The sequence below is a fragment of the Bifidobacterium breve DSM 20213 = JCM 1192 genome (assembly GCF_001025175.1).
GTDB classification, from domain to species: domain Bacteria; phylum Actinomycetota; class Actinomycetes; order Actinomycetales; family Bifidobacteriaceae; genus Bifidobacterium; species Bifidobacterium breve.
Genome location: NZ_AP012324.1, coordinates 71,157 through 94,005, shown reverse-complemented (window position 1 = coordinate 94,005; position 22,849 = coordinate 71,157). Strand labels below are relative to the sequence as shown.

The 22,849-nt window shown below is 60.7% G+C and carries 15 protein-coding genes and 2 pseudogenes; 10 read left to right on the top strand and 7 right to left on the bottom strand.

Annotated elements, in window-relative coordinates; all coding sequences use genetic code 11:
- Positions 1 to 72 precede the first annotated feature (72 nt).
- The 3 genes from msrB to BBBR_RS00330 form a co-directional block, all read right to left on the bottom strand.
- Positions 73 to 1,089, bottom strand: a complete 1,017-nt coding sequence (gene msrB / locus BBBR_RS00340) for a peptide-methionine (R)-S-oxide reductase MsrB (RefSeq protein ID WP_003827941.1) — start codon at positions 1,087 to 1,089, stop codon at positions 73 to 75.
- 598 nt (positions 1,090 to 1,687) lie between these two features.
- Positions 1,688 to 4,312, bottom strand: coding sequence for a bifunctional lysylphosphatidylglycerol flippase/synthetase MprF (locus tag BBBR_RS00335; protein ID WP_003827940.1), 2,625 nt, complete (start codon positions 4,310 to 4,312; stop codon positions 1,688 to 1,690).
- Positions 4,309 to 5,691 (bottom strand): alpha/beta hydrolase, encoded by a 1,383-nt coding sequence (locus tag BBBR_RS00330; protein ID WP_003827939.1) that lies wholly within the window; start codon positions 5,689 to 5,691, stop codon positions 4,309 to 4,311. Before BBBR_RS00330 ends, BBBR_RS00335 begins: the two co-directional genes overlap by 4 nt.
- 142 nt (positions 5,692 to 5,833) lie before the next feature.
- Here BBBR_RS00330 and BBBR_RS00325 point away from each other — a divergent pair, with 142 nt between their 5' ends.
- The gene (locus BBBR_RS00325; protein ID WP_003827938.1) at positions 5,834 to 6,193 is read left to right on the top strand and encodes a hypothetical protein; all 360 of its coding nucleotides are present in this window, start codon (positions 5,834 to 5,836) and stop codon (positions 6,191 to 6,193) included.
- Positions 6,194 to 6,336: 143 nt separating this feature from the next.
- Here the strand turns inward: BBBR_RS00325 and yddG are convergent, their stop codons facing one another.
- The 3 genes from yddG to BBBR_RS00310 all read right to left on the bottom strand — a co-directional run bounded on the left by yddG (position 6,337) and on the right by BBBR_RS00310 (position 9,484).
- Positions 6,337 to 7,317, bottom strand: a complete 981-nt coding sequence (yddG, locus tag BBBR_RS00320) for an aromatic amino acid DMT transporter YddG (protein ID WP_016462043.1) — start codon at positions 7,315 to 7,317, stop codon at positions 6,337 to 6,339.
- Positions 7,318 to 7,690: 373 nt separating this feature from the next.
- Positions 7,691 to 8,194, bottom strand: a complete 504-nt coding sequence (locus BBBR_RS00315) for an Hsp20/alpha crystallin family protein (RefSeq protein ID WP_003827936.1) — start codon at positions 8,192 to 8,194, stop codon at positions 7,691 to 7,693.
- 198 nt (positions 8,195 to 8,392) lie between these two features.
- On the bottom strand, positions 8,393 to 9,484 hold the full coding sequence (locus BBBR_RS00310; protein WP_003827935.1) for an alpha/beta fold hydrolase: 1,092 nt from the start codon (positions 9,482 to 9,484) through the stop codon (positions 8,393 to 8,395).
- Positions 9,485 to 9,791: 307 nt separating this feature from the next.
- On the opposite strand from BBBR_RS00310, the pseudogene BBBR_RS11285 reads away from it, so the two are divergent.
- From BBBR_RS11285 to pknB, 9 genes and pseudogenes are all read left to right on the top strand, one after another.
- Positions 9,792 to 10,961 (top strand): annotated as a pseudogene (locus BBBR_RS11285) (DPP IV N-terminal domain-containing protein); the annotation flags it as partial.
- Positions 10,962 to 11,123: 162 nt separating this feature from the next.
- Positions 11,124 to 12,662: pseudogene (locus BBBR_RS11280) on the top strand (prolyl oligopeptidase family serine peptidase); the annotation flags it as partial.
- Between the two features lie 452 nt (positions 12,663 to 13,114).
- Positions 13,115 to 13,816, top strand: a complete 702-nt coding sequence (locus BBBR_RS00300; RefSeq protein ID WP_003827932.1) for an FhaA domain-containing protein — start codon at positions 13,115 to 13,117, stop codon at positions 13,814 to 13,816.
- A gap of 30 nt (positions 13,817 to 13,846) precedes the next feature.
- Complete coding sequence (locus BBBR_RS00295; RefSeq protein ID WP_003827931.1) at positions 13,847 to 14,371, top strand: FHA domain-containing protein FhaB/FipA; 525 nt, start codon at positions 13,847 to 13,849, stop codon at positions 14,369 to 14,371.
- Positions 14,372 to 14,375: 4 nt separating this feature from the next.
- A complete protein-coding gene (locus BBBR_RS00290; RefSeq protein WP_003827930.1) occupies positions 14,376 to 15,995 on the top strand; it encodes a PP2C family protein-serine/threonine phosphatase in 1,620 nt (539 codons plus the stop codon).
- Complete coding sequence (locus BBBR_RS00285) at positions 15,992 to 17,599, top strand: FtsW/RodA/SpoVE family cell cycle protein (RefSeq protein ID WP_003827929.1); 1,608 nt, start codon at positions 15,992 to 15,994, stop codon at positions 17,597 to 17,599. Before BBBR_RS00290 ends, BBBR_RS00285 begins: the two co-directional genes overlap by 4 nt.
- A complete protein-coding gene (locus BBBR_RS00280) occupies positions 17,596 to 19,062 on the top strand; it encodes a peptidoglycan D,D-transpeptidase FtsI family protein (RefSeq protein WP_003827928.1) in 1,467 nt (488 codons plus the stop codon). Before BBBR_RS00285 ends, BBBR_RS00280 begins: the two co-directional genes overlap by 4 nt.
- A complete protein-coding gene (locus tag BBBR_RS00275; RefSeq protein WP_003827927.1) occupies positions 19,059 to 20,009 on the top strand; it encodes a serine/threonine-protein kinase in 951 nt (316 codons plus the stop codon). The genes BBBR_RS00280 and BBBR_RS00275 overlap by 4 nt, the downstream gene beginning before the upstream one ends.
- Positions 20,006 to 22,057, top strand: a complete 2,052-nt coding sequence (pknB, locus tag BBBR_RS00270) for a Stk1 family PASTA domain-containing Ser/Thr kinase (RefSeq protein WP_003827926.1) — start codon at positions 20,006 to 20,008, stop codon at positions 22,055 to 22,057. Before BBBR_RS00275 ends, pknB begins: the two co-directional genes overlap by 4 nt.
- Positions 22,058 to 22,129: 72 nt before the next feature.
- On the opposite strand, the gene BBBR_RS00265 is transcribed toward pknB, so the two are convergent.
- Positions 22,130 to 22,774, bottom strand: a complete 645-nt coding sequence (locus tag BBBR_RS00265; RefSeq protein ID WP_003827925.1) for an anthranilate synthase component II — start codon at positions 22,772 to 22,774, stop codon at positions 22,130 to 22,132.
- Positions 22,775 to 22,849 lie beyond the last annotated feature (75 nt).

Genomic DNA, 22,849 nt, shown 5'->3' with positions numbered 1-22,849 from the left:
GTTGCTGTCCGGTCCTTTCGGCGCTTATATTCAGCAAAATACCACATCTCATGCAGCTCGTACAGTCGCGGCTTACCGTTCGTGAGCTGCCCCAGGCTGATCGGTCTTCCCGACCGGACCGTCAGCTTCCCCATCCACAACCGGAACCCAGTCGCCGTAGCCTTCCTCGGCCATGCGCGAGCGCGGCACGAATCGCAGCGCGGCGGAATTCATACAGTAGCGCAGGCCGCCGCGATCGGCCGGACCATCGGCGAACACGTGGCCCAGATGAATCTGCGTGTCGGAAGTGCGCACCTCAATACGATCACGCCCCGGAATGCGATGATCCTCGTGCTCAGTCAGCAAGTCACCCTTAATCGGCCGGGAAAACGCGGGCCAGCCACAGCCGGAGTCGAACTTGTCCCGCGAAGAGAACAACGGCTCGCCGCTGACGATATCCACGTAAATGCCGGGCTCGAACTCCTCGTCATACTCGTTGACGAACGGGCGTTCAGTAGCGGCGTTCTGCGTGACCGCGAACTGCTCGAGCGTCAAGTCCCAGATACGCTCCACGTACTTCTGACGGCGCTTCACGTTCGCAATCGCCGCAATCGGCACATGGCAGTAGCCGCCGGGATTGTTGATCAGATAATCCTGATGATGGGCCTCGGCCGGGTAGAAATTGCGTAGCGGCTCGACCAACACGGCCGGGCGCTGCGGCTGACGGTCGACCAGCTGCTCCAAGGCCGCCACGTACACGGCACGCTGCGTCTCGTCCGTGTAGAACATGCCGGTGCGGTATTGCCGGCCGCGGTCCTCGCCCTGCTGATCCACCGAGAACGGGTCGATGACTTCCAAGAACAGCAATGCCAGTGTCCGCAGGCTTACCCGTGCTGGGTCGAAAGTAACCTGCACGGTTTCGGCTGCATCCGTGCCGCCCGCGCACACCTGCTCGTAGGTCGGCGATTCGACCGTGGATTGCGCGTAGCCAACCGTGGTGTCCGTGACACCGTCGACGTTCTGGAAGTAGCGCTCCAGCCCCCAGAAGCAGCCGCCGGCGAAGTATGCGACCTGCGTGTTGCCGTCATTATGTTCGGTAAGTTCGCTCATACGCCCCACGTTACACCGTTGAGACGGTTCACGGTACGGCTGGAAAATCTCCGCAACGGCAAAAACGCTTTCGAGGGGCTGATTCGGCCTCCGCCGGAGGTCTACTTTCGTTTCAAGGGGCTAGTCATCCACTAGAACGCATGTAGAAACCCATCTGCGCCAACGCCATTCCGCCAGTTTCGGAGCGTGAATACTTCGGCATCAGCCCCTCGAAACGAGAGTAGACCTCCGGAGCAGGCCGAATCAGCCCCTTGAAACGGAGATAGCGACTTCTATGCCCTCCTCGCTGGGGTTTCTCCGTTCAAAGAGGTATATTCGGGCTTCCGCGGAATGCTATCTCCGTCCAAAGGGGTACCGAATATGGGAAATCCCGAGTACAAACGCCGTCATTGCAACGCTCATACTTGGGATTTCAGGGTTCAGGTACCCCTCCGAAGGCAGTTAGCTATCCGCAAGAAGCTGAAGGCACCTCTTTGAAAGCAGATAGCCCCATCTTGGGCTCGAATCGGCCAGTCTCCGGTCCGTACGTAAACGAACAGGCAAACGGCCTAGAGCCTCAACCGCGAACACAATTGTCAGGGTCCGTACGCCCCACACCCTACGACCGCAGCGTGCTGAGCATGCCGGCCACTTCGGCGGGCGTCACGCTGGGCACGTAGGCGCGCACCACGGCCAGCCCGATCTGGGGCAATGCCGCCGGGTCCGGGTAGCACACGTAGACCGGTGCCTCGGTGGGCTGGAACTTGCGCTTGAAGTTGAACAACGAATGGAAGCCGTACGCCGGCTCCATCCAATCGGCCACGATCTGCAGCGCATGCTGGAGCACCTGTGTGCCTTCCCCGGCCGGCGCACCACCTTCGCCGGCATTGTCCCGCTCGGGGTTCATACCGGCCAACGGAGCCGCGGACAAACTCATGAATTCTGCGGCACGCTCCGGATCCGCAGCCCCCTCATCACGCAGACGCTCGGCCATACGCGCAATCAGGAACTCCATGATGCCGTTAGGACTGTCGGTACGATGCCGCATGAAGTCCAGTGTCCAACCGATCACGCGCCCATCACGCCATGTGGGCAGCCAGCTGGTGACGCCCAGCACACGCCCATCCGCATCGACGGCATACAGAAGACGCACGCGCGGGTCACGCAGTTCCTCGACACCGCCCAACGTAAACTTCATCTCCGGCAAAGCCTTGAGCTGTGCCCATTCCTCGGAGATGTCCTCAATCTGCTCACGCACTTCCAGCGGCGATTCCAGGAACGTGGACTGCACATCGGTGATGCCGTCGCGCTTGGCTTTGTTGATGGCGGTACGCACGTCCTGCCATTTCTTGCCGGTGGTCTTCCACACACGCGGGTCCACAACCATTTCACTACCGACCTCAATCGAGTTCCATCCCTCAGCCAGCAGCGCATCACGCTGCTCGCGATGCACACTGTAGAACACCGGCGACCACGACCGTTCCACGCAATACTGCGTGAATCCGGTCAGATCGTCCATCCACTCCGCCGGATCGCCAAATGGCCCAGTGCAGGTCAACGCAATACCGTTGAGTACACGGTATGCCACGGCCGATTTGCCCGTGGGCGACAGCCAATAGTCGTTGCCTTCCCACGTGGTCATGAAGCTCATCGATTCGCCGCCGGTCTCAACCAGCCGTTCGGCACGGGCCTGCGCCCGTTCATTCGACTCACTGACGTCGCTCATCCAACGCATCACCACGGCCAGCACCACGATCCAGAACACCAAGCCAACGCCCTGATACACCACGGACGCCAATGGCGTACGCGGCACGAACGACAACTTCATATGGCTCAGGAACCCGATGGGCAGGAACCGTCCCGGCAGTTCGGCCAACAGCGACGACGCCGTGGCCCGAGGCGCAAACGCGTCCGGCTGGGCGATGCCGTACATAAGGTACACGGCGGCGCAGGCCAGTAAGGCCAGCACGATTACACCGACGCCGCCGATCAGCCGGCGCCAGCCGACACGAATCGGGAAATGCTTCAGCATCGCAGCCAAGGCGACGGCAAAAATCAACGGTGGCAGAGCATTCGCCACGCAAGCGGTAATCGCGCCATGCTGCAGCAAGGACGTCATACCGTTCGGCGCAAAGCTCAGCGGCACGACCAGATAATAGGCAATGGCGACGCCCGCAGTGAACAGGTTGATGGCCACAGCGCAGATGGCCGCAAACCGGCGACCGCGATACAGGCCCCATGCCAGCACCAAGGTCACGGCTGTGGGCAGCAGCGAGCGCAGAACCGCGCCAGGCATCGAAGCACGCAACAGGTCGAATTGCAGGAAGCAACCGCTGTGCGTGGCTCCGGCCAAGCATTTGGCCAAGGTGCCGTTGTCGACGGAAGCCGGGCTCATCAGTAGGCCGACCGTGCTCAACGGCCCGGCATGGTTATGCGAGGTGATGGAAATGACCGGCCCCAGCGCCAGCACCACGGCGATGGCGGCGAACATGCGACGCGCTTCGAATGAAGTGCTACGCAGCCAGTGCCAGCCGGTTTCGGCGTGCGCGGGTGGACCGGCCATCACACGGCCGGCGATGTGACCGAGCAATGCGGCGGCGAGAATGCAGTAGTCGCCGGGGTTGCCGCTGTAGAGCAGCGCGACCAGAATCGCCACATATCCGATGAGCCGGATACGCCGCCGCCACAGGTGGCCGCAGAAGGCGCTGGCCGCCATCAATGCGCCGACCGGCAGCACCAGCGGGCTCAGGGCAAACTGCATGCGGGAGACGAACTGGGAATCCTGGAACAGCCAACCGGCCGCCGCGCACAGGCCAAGGCCGATAAACGCGCCTGCAGCAGCGCAGGCGAGCGCAGCAGCAACGGTGCGGGTGCGACCCAGCCATGGCTCGGCGATGGAGAACATGACGAGCCACAGCACGGCATCAATGATGAGCTGGATCACGCCGCGCGCCAGGAACAACGAGCACACCAGTTTGCCGAGATCGAACTCGGCCATACTGGTGTCTAGGCGCAATGGGAACGCGAATCCGGCCATGGCGGCCACCAGCCATACCACCAAGTTCAGCACGACCAGCACCGTCGTGGCCACAACGGTCAGCCTATGGCCATCCGCCCACTGCCGCGCGTCCTCGGCCAGTTCACGCCAGCTGTCCGCAACATGGCCGGATTTCGGCGCATGAGACTTGGACGCATGCGAGGTCTGCGGCTTCCTGCCGCCCTCATGCTGCTGTTCGTCGCTCATTGCAACACCTCCACTTGGTTGTAGTCCTTCAACGGTTGCGGCATCTCACCCAATCCGGTTCGTTCGCCGAACCAGTCAAGCCCGGCCCGCCAGACGGCTTGCACCGCATGCCAGTCATGTCCGGTATCCGGCACGACCAGTTCGGTGACGTCCATGCCGACTTTGCGTGCGGCTTGGGCAATCAGACGCATATTATGTATCGACTCTTTATCCCGTTCGCCCGCGCCGGAGAACAGCGCCTGGTCCGACGAGCCGGTGGCGGCAATCACATTAACCGGCACCTGTGCGTCATAAGCGGACTGGTCACCGGCGAAATACTCCTTGACCATCTTGGCGACCGTACCATTCGTCGGCTTGAGCTCACCGTCCACCGGCAGCATCGCGCCGTACAACTCAGGATGACGCGGGCCGAGCTGCGTGGTGCAGGTGCCACCCTGCGAGAAGCCGCCAATCGCCCACATCTTCGCCGACTTGGCCACAGGCAGATTCCTCTTAGCCCACACGACCACATCCTTGGTGAGATAGGTCTCGGCATTGCCTTGGGTGGTGTCGGCACACAGGCTGTTATGCGACGCCTCACCATTCTGGTCGGGCACAATCACGATTGGCGCCAGACCGTCATGCTTGGCCGCATACGAGTCCATCATTGCCGCGATGTTGCCCGCGTCGATAAGGCGGCTCGGGCTGCCCGGCTGCCCGGCCATCAGTTCCATAACCGGCAACGTCGGAGGCATCTCGCTAAGCGCGGCGGGCGGTAGATAGATCATTGCCGGGCGCGCGGCGAAGTTCGATTTCGTATTGGGAATGGTGACAGTAAGCACCTTGCCGGTTTGCGGCATGTCGGGCAAATCGTTGCGCTGGGCACGCTTACGCCATTGGTCCACGCTCATCGCGGATTCGTGCACTTTGACCGAGCTCAGCGAAGCATATGGCGAATAGCCGACGAGGTTGCCAATGGTCTGGTATTCGCCATAGATCGAATCCACGCCGAGTGCCGTGGAGACCAGTATCAACGGCACCAGAATGATGGCGACGACGCGGCGCAGTCCTTGGACGATCACAGCTGCGGCAATTACGAAGCCGACCGCCGCGATGCCGCCGGCGATGGTAAAGATCACCGGCCAGCCGAGCGAGACCTCGAATGCCATGAACACGTCGGATACCAACCATGCCGCCAACAGGCCTACAGCACCGGCGGCCACGGCGACGATCAATGACACGATTAGCGGGTGCATGCGATGCGCACGGTTCCGCTTGCCCACAACCAATCCGATCAGCAATACGAGTGCCGCCACTGCGGTCACGCCGAATACGGTCTGAGGAACGATTCCCCGAATCAGCGACAGCTCCATCAACGTCTTCCAGACGGAGTTCCTCATACCTTCACCCCCACGCTTCCCAAGAGCTCATGTAAGCCTATCGCGCAATTCAGGGAAGAGTGTCGGATTTCACAGAACATCCCGAGAGTTCTCAACCTTTATTCAGACTTTGTCCGGAACGCATCATCAGACGTCAGGGCATATGCTGGCAGGTATAACGAACGCGAACGAACAACGCCCGACTTCCGCCGGCAAGTCATCCGAGACCGACGTCGCCGCGGCCAAGAATGCTTCCTGGACCCGCGTCTCCAACCTGCATCAGGCGCGACTGACCATTATCGGCACCGTGGTGGTTGTGGCGGCTATCGTGCTGTGCCTCGGATTCTTTGTGAACTGGGGATTGGCCGCCCTGTCCGTGATCATTCTGGTTCCGGGTGCGATTTCTCTGGCCATCCTCGCCAAGCACCCTGAATCCACCGGCGGACGCAGCATGTTCGGCATTTCCAATCCGGACGCCCTGCTTGACCCGATCCGCCGCCCGTCCGAGCGCCGGGGCAAGTGATTATGGTTAATTCCACTACGCGGTGAACCTCCCACCGCGTAGTAAAAAGCCCATCACGCGGTGAGCGGGATTTGATGATTCGCGGAATTAAGCCGTTTTGAGACGCCTCGTGGTGGGCAATTCACATCGTGGTGGAGATTTCACTACGTGGTGGGGTCTGAGCGACGCGCGCTGACCAGATAATTCAGCACCGAACCAGCGGCCACCAGCAACGCACCGCACCAGAACGGCAACGATAACGCCAATCCCAATAGCACCGCACTGGCCCCAGTGGAGAGCACCGGCGTGGCATAGGAGGCGATGGCCAGCCGCTCCATCGAGCCGTGCAGAATGCCGTAGCCCCAGCAGGCATAGCCACCGCCGATTGCGGCAGCCGCAATGAAGACGAACAGCCATGCGACCAGACTCGGCGGCTCTGCAGGCCAGCCCTGCCCGGAAGCAAAATGGATAATCCACAATGCCACGGCTACACACGGGAAGAACACCGAAGTGCCATCCACTCCATGTGACCAGGCCGGCGTGAACACCGCATACACCGACCATGCGAGCGCGCCCGCAAAAGCCAACACATACGGCAGCGGATTATCAGCTATGTGTCCAGCGGCTGCCTGCCAGTCAAGCCCGGAATTACCGCCAACCGCCAGCGCGACGCCAACCGTGGCCACGATCGCGCCCGGCAGCACCTTCCACACCGCATGCCTGCGACGGGATACGCCCGCCGCCAGAAGCACCATCATCGTGGGCCATAGGTAGTTGACCAGACTCACTTCCACCGACGAAGCGGCCGTAGAGGCCAAACCGAGCGAAAGCGAAATCGACGATTCATAAAACACAAACAGCAGTCCACCGATAATCAGATACTTCTTGGGGAACTCACGGATTGGCGCCGGGCGGCGGAACACCAGCAGCAGAACACCGCCGACCGTATATATCAGGGCCGATCCGAGCGTGGCGCCGAAGCTTTCGGCGACGATGCGCACCGTTCCGGCCATGAAACTCCACAGCACAATTGCCATCAGGCCGACCGCAGTGGCACGGGAGGAAACAACATGTCCGCCGGAATGGCCGGCATGACTTGCCGTCGGTGCCGGTGTGCCGCTTGCGTTGCGCGCGTCGTCTGCCATATGCATGTCCTCTCTTGCCTCGTTTCGAAGTCACTCTACCCATCGGATATGTACAGTGGCAGAACGGCACACGACCGGAATAAGAACATGGCAAAACAGGGTGCTCAAAACAGCAAAATGCCGGGCAGGGCATACACCCTATCCGGCATTCGTATTGGCTATGTTTCCCGCCGTCTGTCACAATAGTCGGCGCTGAAAGCGTAGGACAGACAGCACAGGGAACAGAGTCTAGCTTGCAATCGATTGCGCTAATCTCTCCCCCAGTCAGCTTCGCTGACAGCCTCCTCGTCAGAGGGGGCGAGCCCGATGCTGGACACCGGGCAAGCACACTACGAAGCTAAGCTTCAAGAGAGACTGAGCGCAACAATCTCAATCAGCCCTCAATTGCGATCCGATGCTTGGCCTCAACCTGCGGCTGAGCCTGCATCTTCGGCACCTGGACGCACAGCGTGCCGTTCTGGTAGCTGGCGTGGATGTCGGATTCCTTCACGTCATCGCCGACATAGAAGCTACGAGAGCACGAACCCATGTAGCGTTCGCGGCGCAGCCACTTGCCGGAATCGGACGCGCAAGCGCACTGCTCATCCGAGTCCTTACCTTCAGCAGCCGGATCCTTGTCTTCATGCTCGCTGCTGCGAGACGCAGACACGGTCAGATAGCCGTTGTTCAACTCAAGGTTGATGTCGTCCTTCTTGAAACCAGGCATATCGATGTCGACGTCGTAGCCCTTATCGGTCTCGCGCACATCGGTGGTCATCATGTTGGCAGGCATCGCAGCGCTCATCGCGTTGTCCGTGTTGCGCCAGCCCTCAAAGAACGGGTCATCGAACAGATCCGAGAACATAGTGTCATTCATCAAAGCCGGAAACATTGCCATAATCGGTACTCCTCGATTAGGAGAGAATCGGCTTGGCTACCAGCCGCCAACCCGTATCACGGGCTGGCAACGGTTATCGTGGCCGGTTCCGGAACCCTCCCGGGCTCTCAACCTTTGACCTTCACTTCACCCAATTCCAGAGCGCGGCAATCATTCCGGAGTTTTACCCACAGTGAAATTCTGATATATTCCACTCAATCAGTACGTGGCGCTGGCAATCATCGGATCGTCGTAGAAGCTCAGGATTCTCTCGAGGTACGGCTTGTAGATGGCGTTCGGCATCGAGAAAATCTCATGCAGCGATTCAGGGTAACGCACCATGTCCGCCTCGCCGCCGCCGTCCTTGACCAGTTGGACGAAACGGTTCTGCGGATTGTTGAGCACCCAGATATCGCGCCCGGACTGGAACAGCAGCACTGGCGTCTCCACTTCGGCGCAGGCGGTGGGGCTGAGCACAGCCCGGTTCATCTTCAGCGCCTGCCGCACCCATTCGAAGGCCGCACAATAGGTCTGATACTCACGGTTCTCGCAACGCAGTTTGAAATACCAGCGTTCACGCGCCGCGGAGGCGCCCTCGTTGCCTTCCATGGAGAATTCCGGGGTGAAGTCGGACTGTCCGAACACGCGCTTTTTGCCGAAACCCAGACCGCACAGCGCGCCGACCAGCACACGGGCCACGCCCAACGGCATACCAGTGGCGGGGGCGATCATCGGGGCGGAGAGCACCGCCTTGTCGAACAAGGTCGGATACTGCTCAAGCACCAGTGCGCCGATGCCGCCGCCCATCGAGTGGCAGAACAGGTTCAGCGGCATGCCGGCCGCGTACTGCTGTCCGATGGTTTCGGCGAAGCCGGCCAAATCGGCCACATATCGGCGCCAATCATCGATCCACACCATGCATGGGTTCTCGACGTCGCGGGAAGATTTGCCGTGCCCACGATGCTCGAGCACACATACCGAATAGCCGGCAAGCAGGAAGTACCAGACCAGCTCGTCATATTTTTCCGCGAACTCGGTGAACCCGTGGCTGATGACGATGGCCCCGCGGAAGGTGGCGGTGGCGCCTTGCTCGCGAATTGCGTCGAACTTGGCCGAGTCGTAGCACAAGTAGTGCAGTTGACCAGAGCGTCCGCCTGTATCCATAATGCCGGAAAGCGGCTCAATACCAGCCGATCGCTCGGCAGCGGACGGGTCGTACCAGCCTTCATCTCGGCATTGCTCGAGGGCGGGCAGCACCACGTCCGTCATCGTTTCGGCGTACTTGTTTTCGTCGATCATCGTCACCTGCATGTCCACTATCTTACGGCCAGCAAGCCTGCCGGAGCGGATTCTTATCGCCCACCACCTGTTGCGGGGGGGGGCAAAACCTCGGACCAGTCGATGATTTGCCTCACTGAGAGGCCGTTAGTGAGGTAAAACCTCGAGCTAGTCGACAAAATGCCTCACTGAGGAGCCGCCAGCAAGGCAAAACCTCGGACCAGTCGACAAAATGCCTCACTGAGGAGCCGCCAGCAAGGCAAAATTGTGAACGAACCGATGTATTGCTTCGTTGCCGGCAGCAACTCCCCCTGACCGTACAAGCGCGTAGGTTGGAAGCATGAGCGAAACCAATGATGTTACCGATGCAATCGCCAATCTGCCTCGTCGCAGGGCACGTACGCTGCGCTTCACCTGCGGAGCCCCGCGTTCCGCGCAAACCATAGGCAACGGTTCGCGAGCGCTGTTCCTGCGCTCCGACGGCCCCGAGGATCTCGTCACCGCATTGTGGCTGAGTTGGTTTGATGACTCGAGCGAGCATCACGAAACCAAGCTGGCCGATCCGCGTGAGCTACTGGGCGCTACCGCTGATAGCGAAAATGTGCCGGCCGAGGAGAAAGCACGCCGCGAACGTGCCCGTGAAGGCGGCGCTGGCATCGTGAGCTATTCCGTTGACGCCGATGGTGATCGCGTGGTGTTTACCATCAATGGTCGGCTGTTTCTGACGGAGATTGGCAACGATGCTGCAACTGGCGCGCCGACCAGTCGCACCCGCGAGCTGGCCGGCGAATGGCTGGACGAGGATCCGGCAATGTATACGCCGGTGCTCAACCCGCGCATCGCCCCAGACGGCGAGCATGTGCTGTACACCACCGGCACCTACTTGATGCTGGTCGACATTGGCGATTGGCCGGCTGAGGGCGAACCGTTCGAAGTGCCCGAAGGTGAGCTGGACAACGGCGTTGAAGTAGAGGCAGATGCCGAGGAATCCGCGCTGAGTGAGGGCCTGTACGGCGATGAGGAGGACGGCGACCAGCCGCTCACCGACCGTATCACCGCCATCTACGGCGTAAGTGTGGAGGACGAGGACGGCAACCCAGCTGACAACACCTGGAAGATTGGTTTGGCCGAGTTTGTGGCCGGCGAAGAGATGGATCGCTATGACGGTTTCTGGTGGTCGCCGGATTCGCAACATGTGCTATTCGAGTCCTTTGATACCGCCGATGAACCGACCTGGTACATCAGCGATCCGGCCAATCCCGAGACCGCTGCCACCGGTCGCCGCTACCCGCGCGCGCTGACCCGCAATGCCGATGTGTGTCTGACCGTAATCAGCCTTGCGTTCGATGAGAACTACCGATACGCCGGCATCACCGGCAATGCTGATGTGGCATGGGATCGCGAAGCCTACGAATATGTGGCTGCCGTGAATTGGCAGCTCGGCCATGATCCTCTGGTGCTGGTGCAGAACCGCCGCCAGACCCGCGATCAGGTGCTCGAGGTGGCGGTTGAGACCGCCGAAGAGCCGGAGGCGCTGAGCGATGACGTTGCCGCCACTTGGGCTCAGGCAGCCAGTGCCGATCAGAGCGAGAGGATTGTGGAAACTGATGTCGTGGAGTTCGGCGGCGACAACGAAATCGGCGAGACCTCTTCATTTGCATCGTCCGCCCCGACGCTCGGCGCCACCCGCGTACTTGAGGAGCATGCGAATGAGCAATGGATCGATCTGATTCAGGGCACGCCCGCCTACACGACAGATGGCCGTCTGGTGTGCTCGTTGAACGACATGGACACCGACACCAACCGTCTGACCGTGGATGGCCGGCCGTTCACGCCCGCCGGCTGGAATGTGCGCACTGTGCTCGATGTGACTGATACCGACGTGCTGGCTGTAGTGCAGCGCGCGCCGGAGATCGCCCCCGAGGTGCCGTCCGCATGGGCCGAGTCCAGCGATGACGACGGCACCACCAACGGTGCTGGCGCATCCGACGAGTCCATCGCGTCCATGATTGGTGGGCATGATGCTCGAAGCTTCGACGTGGTGAGCATCGATTACAGCGGCGATATCACACCCGTGACCACTGTGCCTGGCCAGTGGACCGCCTCGCGCGCCGAGCACGGCATGGTCGTTTCCGGTCGCGACATGACCCATGCCAATGCTCAGATGTTCCACATCCTTGGCTCCCCTCTCCGAGGGGAGCTGGCCGCGAAGCGGACTGAGGGGAGCACACCGGTGACGACCGAGACTCCGCTCAATCTCCCTACGGCCGACAGTTCCTCCCAGGGAGAAGGACCAGCAGAAACCACTATCGCCAGCACCGCTGCCGAACCCGGATTCACGCCGAACGTCACCTTTACACGCCTCGGCGAGCACCAGATGTACACGGCGATTATCGCGCCAAGCCCCGAAAGCCCTTACGCGCACGCCGATAAGCTGCCGGTACTGATGAAACCGTACGGCGGCCCAGGATTCCAGCAGGTCATCGCCTCGCAGTCGTTCTACTGGGAAAGCCAGTGGTGGGCCGATCAAGGCTTCCTGGTGGTTACCGCAGACAATCGCGGCACCACCGGTCGCGGCCCGGCTTGGGATCGCGAAATCTTCGAAGACATGAAGGACGTGACGTTGGCCGATCAGGTCGAGGCCGTCAACGCTCTGCCCGAGGCCATCGCCAAGCTGAACGCCGACCGGGGACTCTCGACGCAGTTGACCGAGGGCGATTTAGCCAAGGCTGAGAACCGTCCATCGGCGCCTTGCGCCACCTCCCGCAAGCGGGAGGCAATTCCTATGCCCGACCTCGATAAGGTGTGCATGATCGGCTGGTCCTACGGAGGATTCCTCTCCGCGTTGGCCGTGCTGGACGCACCCGACGTGTTCAAGGCCGCCTGCGCCGGTGCCCCGCCCACCGACTGGACGCTGTACGACACGCACTACACCGAGCGTTATCTGGGCCTCGACCCGGACGTGTATTACCGCAACGGCATCGTTCAGGACGCGCCGAAGCTCACACGCCCACTGATGCTCATCCACGGCTTTGCCGACGACAACGTCACCATCGCCCACAGCCTGCGTCTCTCGCAAGCCTTGATGGCAGCAGGCCGTCCGCATACCTTCCTGCCGCTGACGGGCATCACCCATATGACCAACGACGAAACGGTGGCCGAGAATCTGCTCACACTCCAGCGCGACTTCCTACGCGAGGCGCTGTCCTAATCCCCTCCAGTGGGGCAAAACCGCCATGAACTGGCTGTTCCGCCCCACTGAAACATACTCAGTGAGGCGATTCTGCCAGTACATGGCAAGTTGGCCCCACCAGCAAGCCCTCAGTGGAGACGTCTTACCAGATACTGGAAGATTTGCCCCACTGAGACGCTTTCAGCGAAGCCAATACACCACGAACTGGTGGTTTTGCCCCACTGGCAGCTCCCCAGCAGGGCAAAACCGCCAGCATCTGGATATTTTGCACCGCTGAGAGGCCAGTAGTGGGGCGCACCCGCCACAAACTGGCTGTTCCACCCCACTGAGATGTGCCAAACGACACATCACGCCCTCTTTTCCTGTCTATTTTTTGGAAATTTTGCACTCATCGCCGGCAAACGGGCCTGTTTTTACCCCCCATATTCCTACAGCCGCGTAGGATAGGTGAAGATTAGAAAGGGAGGACTATGAGCGTTCTCGACCGTTTTGAAAAAAGCGTGGAGGGTGCAGTCAACGGAGTATTCGCCAAATTCGGCTCCAAAGACCTGCAGCCTGTCGACCTCTCCAGTGCGCTGGAGCGTGAAATTGATGCCGAAGCCATGCCTGTGGGCCGTGACCGCACGGTGGCCCCGAATGAATACCGTTTTAAGCTGAGCACTCCGGACTTCGACCGCATCGAAGCATGGGGCAGCGAAACTTTGGCCAACGAGCTTGCCGACAACCTCACCGAGTACGCCAAGAGCCAGCATTATGCCTTCGTGGGCCCGGTCGTAGTGATCTTTGAAGAAGACCTGGATCTGTCCAAGGGCAATTTCAACCTCGCCTCCGAATCCGTGCAGGGCAACGCCGTGCCTGTCACCACAGACACCCAGACCGAAGACAGCCCCGTGCTCGAGGTCAACGGCAACCAGTACCTGCTCACCAAAGACAAGACGATGATCGGCCGCGGCTCCGGCTGCGACATCGTCATCGATGATCCGGGCATCTCCCGCAAGCATCTGGAAATCGACATCACGGACAACGGCGTAATCGCGCGCGATCTTGGTTCCACCAACGGCACATACGTGGAAGGCCATCAGGTTCCCGCCGCCACGCTGCTCGACGGCAACACCATCACCATCGGCCGCACGCGCATCCTGTACTGGGCCTCCGCGCAAGCGCAGGAGTAGTCGAGCGCCCCGCCCGAAAGTCATCTATCTATGACCGAACTGACATTCGCCCTGCTCAAGTATGGATTCCTCATCCTACTGTGGGTTTTCATATGGCTGGCGGTACGTTCGTTGCACAAAGACATCGAGACGTTCAGCCCGCGCCCGTCTCGTTCTCGCCGTCGTCGCGAACGAGAGATGCACAAGGAGAAGGCCGAGGCGCCGCAAGCACCGGTCTCCCGTGCCACTTCGTCCAGCGCGCCGGTTGCCTCCGGAAACGTCAACCCCACTTTGCTGGTGATTATTGACGGCCCGCTGGCCGGCAGTTCCGTGCCACTCACCGGAGCCGAAATCGGCTTGGGCCGCGCCGCGTCAAATACCGTGGTCTTAGACGACGAATTCGTGTCTTCCCACCACGCCCGCGTCTATCGCGATCCCAGTTCCGGCCAGTGGGCTATTGAAGATCTGAACTCCACCAACGGCACCGTGGTCAATCAGCAGCGCATCAGCCAGCCCACCATTCTGCCCACTCGCGTCCCCGTGCGCATCGGCGCCACAACCTTTGAACTGAGGTAGCCGCATGCCTAATTCCGCCGCTTCACAACCGCTGTTCCTGTATTCCACCACTGTGTCCGACGTGGGCACCGTGCGTGCGAACAATCAGGATTCCTCCTTCGCCGGCGAGCATCTGATCGCCATTTGCGATGGTATGGGCGGTCATGCCGGCGGCGACACGGCATCTTCCATCGCCATCCGGTCTCTGGCTCATATTGAGCAGGACGATACCGGCGGTGATGTCGAGGTCATCTCCCGCATGATGGAAACCTCCGTTATGGCCGCGCATGACGCCATCGTCGGCAAAGCCAAACGCGAACGCAAGCTCGCCGGCATGGGCACCACCGTCACTGCAGTGGCATTGGTCGCCGGCTACTGGGTAGTGGCGCATATCGGCGATTCCCGCGCATACCTGCTGCGTGACGGCCACCTGAGCCGCATTACCTGCGATCACAGCTATGTTCAGCACCTGATCGACACCGGCCGCATCACACCTGCGGAGGCCAAGAACCATCCGCAACGCAATGTCGTTATGCGCGTGCTCGGTGATTTCGACATCGACCCGCACCCGGACATCTCCATTCGCAAGGCCCACCCCGCGGATCGCTGGCTGCTGTGCTCCGACGGCCTGTGCGGTGTACTGGAAGACTCCACCATCAAAGAGACGATGACCGCATTGGCCGATCAAGGCGAATGCGCGCAACGCTTGGTGCAGATGGCCCTACGCGCCGGCAGCACCGACAACGTCACCGCCGTGATTGCGGACGCCACGCTGGCTTTGGATGCCGACGCCTTCGATCTGCCACATCAGACCCCGCTGGTGGGCGGCGCAGCCAGCCGCAACCTGGAGCCGATTGCCGATATCGTCAACGAACCGGTGGCCACCGCCCCCGCGCTGAGGGACGATCATTCGCCCGCCAAACGCGCTGCGGCACTGATGCAGCCAGCGGACACGCAACATAACGATGCAGCGCCAGCCAGCGCCGAGCCATCCACCACCCGCGTGGTGCAGCCCTCCGCCGTCCGCGAGGAGACCGGCGAGCGCGATAACCCGGATACTGGCGAAATTCCGGTAGTGCAAAAGCCTGACGGCCGTCTTTCCGCGGACCCGAACGATCCCGAGGTGGCCAAGGCCATCAGGGACGAGCATGTGGAGCAGAAGAAAGCCACACGTGCCAAGCATCAGCGGAACCGATTGGCCATAGTCATCACCATTCTTCTGGCTGTGGCGGTGCTGTTCGGTGCCGGCACCGGCACGTACATGTGGAGCCAGACCCGGTATTACGTCGGCAACAGCAACGGCAAAGTGGCTATTTACCAAGGCGTACCTACTAATCTGTTCGGCTTGGCGCTGTCTCATGAGGTTTCCAGCACCTCGATTACCGTGTCGAATCTGCCGCAGACTTGGCGCGATCAGCTCAATCGGGGTATTTCGGTGGGCTCCTTGGACGAGGCCCAATCGCATGTGGGCATTATTCGTAGCGAAATGAACAAGTTCAAGAAGCAGCAGGAGAGCGAGCAGGCCAAGAAGTCCACATCCAGCAACTCGTCAGGCTCATCCAACTCGTCCACTTCCGGCAATACCAACAAGTCCGAGTCCGGCATTGGGGCAGCCGACGACGCCACCACGGGAGGATCGCAATGATCGCTACCCGTTTCCGCCAAATTGCGCTGCTCCTGCTTGCCGTGGCTATCAGCGCGCTGGCGTTCATCCAGATGTTCCAGCGCACCACCGGCGCATTCCCCGTGCAATACGCCATCATGTTGTGCGCGGCGGCCGCACTGTTCCTCGTGTTCTGTGGGCTGACCGCCCGCTTCCAGCCGTATGCCAGCCAATCCATCATGCCGTGCGTACTGCTGCTCACCGCCACCGGCATCACGATGATCGCCCGCATCGATCAGAGCGAGGGATGGGATATCGCCAAGCGCCAGATCATATGGCTGTACGTTGCTTTGGGGCTTTCGACGCTGATCATCGTCTTCCTGCGAGATTACCGCGTTCTCAGGCGCTTTTCCTACGTGTCGATGGTGGTGGGTCTGATACTGTTGCTTTCCCCCATGCTGCCGGTTATCGGCACAGAGATCAACGGCGCTCGTATCTGGGTGCGCATTCCAGGCCTCGGCAGCTTCCAGCCCGGTGAATTCGCCAAACTTTTTCTCGCGTTCTTTTTTGCCGCCTATCTCTTCGATCATCGCGATCAGCTGGCTGTCGGCGGCAAAAAGGTGCTGGGATTGCAGCTGCCCCGCATCAAGGACTTAGGCCCTATCATCGTGGTGTGGATCGCCTCGATGGGAGTGCTCGTCGTGCAACACGATCTGGGTACCTCGCTCATGTTCTTCGCCATGTTCGTGGCCATGCTGTACACGTCCACAGGCCGCAAAAGCTGGATCGTCATCGGTCTGATCACCTTTGCCGCAGGTGCGATGCTGGCCGCAAGCATGTTCAGCCATGTGGGTTCGAGAGTCGATGCATGGCTGCACCCGTTCAGCAACGAACAGTACACCAAGTCCCCCGGCGGCTCTTGGCAGCTGGTCACCGGCATTTTCGGCCTGGCATCCGGCGGCATGATCGGTACCGGTCTGGGCCAGGGACATCCATCTCTGGTCACCTTCGCCAACTCCGATTTCATCTACGCCTCCCTCGGCGAGGAGCTCGGCCTGGTGGGCGTCATGGCTATTCTGATGCTCTATCTGATCATCATCGCTTCCGGCTTCATCGTCGCTATGAAAATCAAGGACGGTTTCGGCAAGCTGCTTGCTTCCGGACTGGTGTTCACCATGGCTTTCCAGGTATTCACCGTGGTCGGCGGCATCACGCTCGTCATTCCGCTTACCGGCCTGACCCTGCCATATATGGCAGCCGGCGGTTCCAGTCTTATCGCCAACTACATTCTTGCGGCGTTGCTTATCGTCATTTCCAATTCGGCGAACCAGCCGGAGCCTGAGCTGACTTCAGATACCTTCCAGCATGAAGCGCTTGCGGCGTTGCGCAACAAGGAGCTTAAGGCCCGCGCACGCGCCACCGAGCCCATTGTCCGCCCGCGTGTAGCCTCGGCCACGCCGCACGACGTGTCTGAGGAAGCAAACGACCCGCAGATTCCAAACACCGCTGAGGAACCCGAGTACACGGTCCGTACCGGGGTCCTTCCCTCGGTGCCCCAGGTGCCATCCATGCCTCCTGCCCCACCGGTGCCGCAGATCCAGACGAACTTCCCCATCGACACATCCAACGGAGGTGAACGCGCATGAACAAATACCTGCGCCAGCTGTTTACCGCCGTCATCGCTCTGTTCGTGGTACTCGGCCTGTCATCTACCATCATCATGGCCATCAGCTCCAGCACGCTGAACAACGACTCTCGCAACGCCCGTGCCCTCTACCATCAGCTTGGCGCTTATCGTGGCGCCATTTTGGCCTCCGACGGCACGGTAATGGCTCAATCGGAGCCGGTAAATGACGCATTCAAGTACCAGCGCACCTATTCGAATGGACCGCTGTACGCACCGGTCACCGGATTCTTCTCCATCAACCAGACTGCGGATCGCGGCCTGGAAGCCTCGCGCAGCATGTTGCTTAGCGGCGAGGCCGACTCGCTGATCTGGCAGCGCGCCAAGGCCATGCTGACCGGCAGCGCCAATCAAGGCGCGTCCATCGAGACGTCAATCAACCCCAAGATCCAGCAGGTCGCGTACGACCAGCTCGGCACCAGGGACGGCGCCGCCGTGGCCATCGAGGTGAAAACCGGCCGCATCCTTGCCATGGTGAGCACCCCCAGCTACGATCCGAACCAGCTGGCCACCCATGATTCCGATGCCGCCACCAAGACGTACAACGAGCTTGCGGCAGGCGGCGATAGCCCCCTGATCAACCGCGCCACCTCACAGCTGTACCCGCCCGGCTCCACGTTCAAGACCATCGTGGCATCCGCCGCGCTGGAAACCGGCGATTACCAGACAGATACGCAGATTCCCGCAGGCAGCTCATACACGCTTCCTGGCACCAATACCCAGTTGCCGAACGCCGTGTACCAAGCCAACGGCACTGACGGAAAGATTTCGCTGCAGGACGCGATTACCTGGTCCTCGAACACCGCTTTCGCCCAGCTTGGCGTGGCTCTGGGACAAGACAAGGTCAGCGATATGGCCACCAAGCTTGGCTTCGGCAGCACCATCACCATTGACGGCACCGAGAACACCGGCACCCCGATGACAGCCACCGCATCGACGTTCCCGTCCAGCTCCACCGCCGACAAACTGGCATTGGCCTCCATCGGCCAGGGCGACACCACGGCCACGCCGTTGCAGATGGCAATGGTCGCCCAGGCCATCGCCAATGACGGTAAGCTGATGCGTCCCACCCTGGTGGATCGCGTACGCGCCTCCGATCTGACCGTGCTTTCCGAAACCAAGTCGCAGGTCATGGCCGAGGCGTTTAACAAGGATACTGCAGACAAGCTCACCACCATGATGGAAAGCGTGGTTACCAAGGCCAACCCGACGCTTGCCATCAATGGCATATCTGTGGCCGCAAAAACCGGTACTGCACAAATCGGCACCGATAACAGCAGCATCGACGGCTGGGTTATCGGCTTCGCGCCGGCAGACGATCCGCAGATTGCCGTCGCAGTGCTGGTGCATAACACAGATCTGTACGGTTCGTTCGCCGCAGGCCCGATTATGCGCGCGATGATTCAGGAGGCGCTGCAGCAATGAAACTCATCGAAGGACAGCTCATTCACCGCCGATACCGCCTTGACGCGCGCCTTGCGCAGGGCGGCATGGGCGAGGTCTGGAAAGGCTACGACATCCAGCTCGGACGCGAGGTGGCCATCAAGGCTTTGCGTTCGGACATGACCAATGCCGAGGCCAAACTTCGCCGTCTGCGTGCCGAGGCCCACAACTCCGCCAATCTGGCGCATCCGAACATCGCCGCCTTGTTCGAATACTATGAGCATGATGGCATCGGATTCCTCATTATGGAATACGTGCCCTCGAAGTCGTTGGCCGATTTGTTCCGCGAGAAGGGCGCGATGGATCCCATCGAACTGCTGCCCATTCTCATCCAGACCGCGCGCGGCCTGTTCATCGCACACTCACACGGCGTGATTCACCGCGATGTCAAGCCGGCCAACATCATGGTCTCCGATAGCGGCGAGGTGAAAATCACCGATTTCGGCGTCAGCTATTCCACCGGCCAGGGTCAGATCACCCAAGACGGCATGGTGGTGGGCACCGCGCAGTACATTTCGCCTGAGCAGGCGCAGGGCCAGCAGGCCACGCCGCAATCCGACATCTATTCTCTGGGCGTTGTGGCCTACGAAGGGCTCGCCGGCCACCGTCCGTTCACCGGTGCCACTCCAGTGGATATCGCGGCCGCACACGTGAACAATGCCGTGCCTCCGCTGCCCGATTCTGTGGATATCCAGCTGCGTGAATTCGTGATGTCCATGCTGGCCAAAGATCCGCTGGACCGTCCTAAGGACGCTCTGGTGGTGTCCCGCACACTGGCCCGCATCGAACGTCGTCTGCTTGACCAGCAGACCGAAATGACCGACAGCACCATGATCACGTCCGGTAGCCGTCTGCCCCGTAGGGTGTCGAGCACACCGCGCATCGTTATGGAGGCTCCGGCCTCATTATTGGGAGGGAATAAGCAATGAGCAGCAATATGCCTACTGCACTGGCCGATGGCCGATACCAGCTCGGCCAGCTCATTGGCCGCGGCGGCATGGCTGAAGTCCATGTCGCTCTCGACACCCGCTTGGGGCGCACCGTCGCCATCAAGATCATGCGCGCGGATCTGGCCAACGACGACATATTTCTGGCCCGCTTCCGCCGTGAGGCGCACGCGGTCGCGCAGATGAACAACCCGAACATCGTGAACATCTACGATTCCGGCGAGGAGACGGTCACCACCGATAACGGCGACGTGGAGCATCTGCCGTACATCGTGATGGAGTACGTCAAGGGCCAGACCCTGCGCGACATCATCAAGGTGAACGGCGCCTTGAGCCAGCGCGACTGCGAGCAGGTAATGCTCGGCGTGCTAAACGCCCTCGACTACTCGCATCGTATGGGCATCATCCACCGCGACATCAAACCCGGCAACATCATGATTTCCGAGCAGGGCGTGGTCAAGGTCATGGACTTCGGCATCGCCCGCGCACTGGACGACTCGGCCGCCACCATGACCCAATCGCAGGGCGTGGTGGGCACCGCACAGTACCTGAGCCCCGAGCAGGCACGCGGCGAAACCGTGGACATGCGTTCCGACCTGTACTCCGCCGGCTGTGTGCTGTACGAGATGCTGACCGGCCGCCCGCCGTTCACCGGCGATTCCGCCGTGGCCATCGCATACCAGCATGTTTCCGAGGTGGCCACGCCGCCTTCCGCCGTAGTACCGGGCCTGCCGAAGATGTGGGATTCGATCTGCGCCAAGGCCATGGCCAAGGATCGCCAGAACCGTTATGCCACTGCTTCCGAGTTCAAGAACGATGTCTTGACCTATATGAACGGCGGCGTTCCGGTGGCGGCCGCGTTCAACCCCCTGACCGACCTCTCCAACATGAAGGCCCGCAGGGATGCCGAGCGCGACCTGCCGACCGCAGCTCTGGGACAGCCTCAGCAGCCTACGCAGGCATTCAATCCGGTAACCGGCCAATTCGAGCAGATCTCGGCCACCAATGGCACCAATGCCGCAAACGTCAAGTCGCGTGCCGAGCAGCGTGCGGCTGCGGCCAAGGCCAAGAAGCGCAAGCGCATCATTATTGGTGTGGTTGTGGCATTAATCGCGGTTATCGCCATCGTGGTTGGCGTAGCGTTTGCCATGAACGGGTCGCATACGTCCACCGAAGAGCTGGTCGCCATACCTGAATGCACCGCATCCACCTCCAAGGATGGCATGGACGCCAAGCTCAAGGCGGCGGGATTGACGATGGTGGAGAAGCGTGACACCGATTCCACCGAGCCGGAAGGTACATGCACGCGAATGAGCCCCAAGGCCGGCACCAAGGTGGTCAAGGGTTCCAAGGTGCAGGTATGGTTCTCGGCCGGACCGCAGTCCATCTCCATTCCGGACGTTTCCAAGCGCACTCAGGACGAGGCCCGCAATATCCTCAAGGATGCCGGCTTTGAAGTGAACTCCGTGGTCAAGACCGAAGACAGTGATTCCGTGGCCAAGGATCTGGTGACCCGCACCGATCCCGCCAACGGGCAGTCCGCCACCAAGGGCTCGTCGATCACCCTGTGGGTGTCCACCGGCATGACCAAGGTGCCGGACAACCTGGTGGGCCAGGCAAAGGATGCCGTGCTGCAGCAGTACAACGACAAATTCAACTTCACCGTGGAATCCGAGAATTCCGATTCGGTGCCTGCCGGATCGATTACCCGCGTGGAACCCGGCTCCGGTTCCTCCATCGAACAGGGCGGCACCATCACCATTTGGGTATCCGCCGGCAAAAAGCAGGCCACCGTGCCGACCATTGCCGCCGGCACCAACTACGCGACTGCAAAACTCACGCTGGAGGCAGCCGGGTTCACTGTACAGGTCAGCGGACCAAGCGACAGCAACGCAGTGGTGGTCAACACCGATCCGGCTGGCGGTTCGCAGGTCGATGAAGGCTCGACTGTCACCATCACTACCAAGGCTGGGGCCAGTAGCAATACCAACAACAGCAGTGGTGGCCACACCAACACTAACGGGCAATAGCCCGTCTCGCGACCGATGATGAGCATTGACCCCCGCTAGCGATACCTGCTAGCGGGGGTCAATCATTACTCGTTACTTCGTGACTTTGGGCTGCAATCCGGCGGATTTAGCTACGGCGTTATCCTGCCCGCACACCTTCAGCCAATTGGCCAGCAGACGGTAGCCATCCTGTGTCATCACGGATTCCGGGTGGAATTGCACCGCATACATCGGCTTGTCCTTGACCCTCACCCCCTGGATGATGTGGTCGTCCTGCGTCCATGCCGTGACCTGCAGCGTATCCGGCACCGAATCGGGCTCAACGGCCAGCGAATGGTATCGGGTGGCGGTCATCGGATTGGCCACGCCCTCGAAAATCTCATCATCGATATGCTCCACCAAGCTGGTCTTGCCGTGCATGATGGTGGGCGCATGATCCACTGTGCAGCCATAGACCTCAGCGAGCGCCTGCAGACCCAGGCACACGCCGAACATCGGCACGCCGGTGGCTGCGCACAGACGAATCATATCCTCGCTGGCACCGGATTCGGCGGGAGCTCCGGGTCCGGGGGAAATCAGCACGCCGTCGTAGCCGTCCAGAACACCGGGCGCGGCGGGATCGATGGCATCATTGCGCACCACGTCAATCGTGGCACCAAGCGTCTTCAGATAGCCAACAATCGTATATACAAAGGAATCGTAGTTATCCACCACCAGGATGCGTGCGGAATCGGTCATACTGCTCTCCTTGAAAAACCTATGCTGCAAGCCATACTACAGCGCTTTGCCGTGCTTGCACCCGAACATGCGCAC